The sequence below is a fragment of the Micromonospora sp. NPDC049799 genome (genome assembly GCF_040656655.1).
Classification (GTDB): Bacteria; Actinomycetota; Actinomycetes; order Mycobacteriales; family Micromonosporaceae; genus Micromonospora.
In genome coordinates, this window is record NZ_JBFAMU010000577.1 from 1 (window position 1) to 2,899 (window position 2,899).

Below are 2,899 nucleotides of genomic sequence, written 5' to 3' on the forward strand. Positions count from 1 at the left end.
GGTCGGAGGACTCCACGGATGTTGAACGGAACTCACCGCCGTGGGGTGACGAGCAGGGGCGCTCGCGGCGGCCGGTCTGCGCCTCCAGCGCGACCACGTTGGGCGCGCACGCCGGGCGTGCCGGGTGCTGCGACCCCTGTGCCGGGGATGGCCGGCCCTTGACGGCCTGGCCACCGGCCCGGTCGGCCGCCGCGAGCGGCCTACGTGGAGAGCCTAGCTCCGTGACAAGGGCCACACAATGGGAATATCGAAGCCGATCACGGACCCACGGTAGTCGGCCCGGAGTGTCGGACCCCCGGCGTACCGTTGGGGTCATGGCGCTCGACATTCCCCGGCTCGACGGCCGTTTCCAGGTCGTCAGTGAGTTCCAGCCGGCCGGCGACCAGCCGGCGGCCATCGACGACCTGGAGCGCCGGGTGCGGCGCGGTGACCGCAACACGGTGCTGCTCGGCGCGACCGGCACCGGCAAGAGCGCCACCACCGCGTGGCTGGTCGAGCGGTTGCAGCGGCCGACGCTGGTGCTGGCGCCCAACAAGACGCTCTGCGCGCAGCTGGCCAAGGAGTTCAGCGAGCTGCTGCCGCACAACGCCGTCGAATACTTCGTCTCCTACTACGACTACTACCAGCCCGAGGCCTACATCCCGCAGACCGACACCTACATCGAGAAGGACTCCTCGATCAACGAGGAGGTCGAGCGGCTGCGGCACTCGGCGACGATGTCGCTGCTGACCCGCCGCGACGTGGTGGTGGTCGCGACCGTGTCGGCGATCTACGGCCTGGGCACCCCGGAGGAGTACCTGGACCGCGCGGTCCGGATGGTCGTCGGTCAGGAGCTGGACCGCGACCAGCTGCTGCGCCGGCTGGTCGACATCCGGTACACCCGGAACGACATGGCCTTCCAGCGGGGCACCTTCCGGGTCCGCGGCGACACCCTGGAGATCATCCCGGCGTACGAGGAGCTGGCGGTCCGGATCGAGCTGTTCGGCGACGAGGTGGAGAAGCTCTACTATCTCAACCCGCTCACCGGCGACGTGGTCCGTGAGGTCGACCACCTGATGATCTTCCCGGCCACGCACTACGCGGCCGGCCCGGAGCGGATGGAGCGGGCGATCCGCGACATCGAGGCCGAGCTGGGCGAGCGGCTGGCGGAGCTGGAGCGGCAGGGCAAGCTGCTGGAGGCGCAGCGGCTGCGGATGCGCACCACGTACGACATCGAGATGATGCGCCAGGTCGGGTTCTGCTCCGGCATCGAGAACTACTCGATGCACATGGACGGCCGGCTGCCCGGCAGCCCGCCGCACTGCCTGCTCGACTACTTCCCCGACGACTACCTGACCGTCGTCGACGAGTCGCACGTGACGATCCCGCAGATCGGCGGCATGTACGAGGGTGACGCGTCCCGTAAGCGGATGCTCATCGACCACGGCTTCCGGCTGCCCAGCGCCGCCGACAACCGGCCGCTGCGTTTCGACGAGTTCCTGGAGCGGGTGGGCCAGATGGTCTTCCTGTCCGCGACACCGGGCTCGTGGGAGATGGAGCAGGCCCAGGGCGAGTTCGTCGAGCAGGTGATCCGCCCGACCGGCCTGATCGACCCGGAGGTCGTCATCAAGCCCACCAAGGGGCAGATCGACGACCTGATGCACGAGATCAAGCTGCGCACCGAGCGGGACGAGCGGGTGCTGGTCACCACGCTGACCAAGAAGATGGCCGAGGACCTGTCGGACTACCTGCTGGAGAACGGCATCCGGGTGCGCTACCTGCACTCGGAGGTGGACACGCTGCGCCGGGTCGAGCTGCTGCGTGAGCTGCGCAAGGGCGACTACGACGTGCTGGTCGGCATCAACCTGCTCCGGGAGGGCCTCGACCTGCCCGAGGTGTCCCTGGTGGCGATCCTCGACGCCGACAAGGAGGGCTTCCTGCGCAGCGGCCGGTCGCTGATCCAGACCATCGGCCGCGCGGCCCGCAACGTCTCCGGCCAGGTCCACATGTACGCCGACAAGATCACCCCCTCGATGGCCGCCGCCATCGACGAGACCAACCGGCGCCGGGCCAAGCAGATCGCCCACAACGAGGCGAACGGGATCAGCCCGGAGCCGTTGCGCAAGAAGATCCACGACATCCTGGACGACATCTACCGCGAGGCGGAGGACACCGACACCCGCGTCGGCGGCGCGGTGCGGCAGCTGTCCCGCGGCAAGGCGCCGGTGAAGGAGACCCGCAGTCGTCGGGTCGGCACCGGTGCCGGCCCGGCCCGCGAGGGCATGGCCCGGGCCGAGCTGGCCCAGCTCATCCAGGAGCTGAACGACCAGATGCTGGCGGCCGCGCGGGAGTTGCAGTTCGAGCTGGCGGCGCGCATCCGGGACGAGGTCGCCGACCTGAAGAAGGAGCTGCGCGGCATGGACGCCGCCGGCGTGAAGTAGGCGGACGGGGGCACCGATGACGCCGACGCTCGACGAGGTGGTCGTCGGTGTGCCCGAGGCCCGTCTGCGTCCGTACGTCGGGCGGTACATCGGCTACCGGGAGACCGCGCCGGCTCCGCTGGTCCGGCACGAGGCGGCCGGCGCGTTCGTGGTGGTCATCCTCGGTTGGGGCGCCCCGCTGGACGTGGTCGACCCCCGGGCGGCGGCGCGTGGCGCGTACGCGGTGGACTCGTTCGTCGCCGGGCCGTTCGACGGGTACTGCGCGACCTCGACGGTCGGCGTGGGCGTCGGGGTGCAGATGCTGCTGACCCCGCTCGCCGCACGCCGGATCCTCGGGACGCCGCTGGGCGAGGTGGCGAACCGCGCGGTGGGTGTCGACCAGTGGTCCGACGGCTGGCTGGACCGGCTGCGCCGCCGGCTGGCCGAGGAGCCCACGTGGGGCGGGCGCTTCACGCTGCTCGACGCCGCCCTGGCGACCC

Annotated in this window: 1 protein-coding gene and 1 pseudogene; both read left to right on the forward strand. The window is 70.7% G+C overall.

Translation table 11 applies throughout. From position 1 onward, the window contains the following. The first annotated feature begins 314 nt into the window (after positions 1 to 314). Positions 315 to 2,420 carry an excinuclease ABC subunit UvrB gene (uvrB, locus tag AB0I76_RS26625; protein ID WP_357040894.1) on the forward strand — a complete coding sequence of 702 codons (2,106 nt, stop codon included), beginning with the start codon at positions 315 to 317 and terminating at the stop codon, positions 2,418 to 2,420. A 16-nt stretch (positions 2,421 to 2,436) separates the two neighbouring features. After that, a pseudogene (locus AB0I76_RS26630) lies at positions 2,437 to 2,899 on the forward strand (AraC family transcriptional regulator); the annotation flags it as partial.

What these genes read in the sequence shown, in the direction of transcription:
- uvrB (WP_357040894.1), top strand. Translation starts at nt 315, where the DNA reads ATGGCGCTCGACATTCCCCGGCTCGACGGCCGTTTCCAGGTCGTCAGT.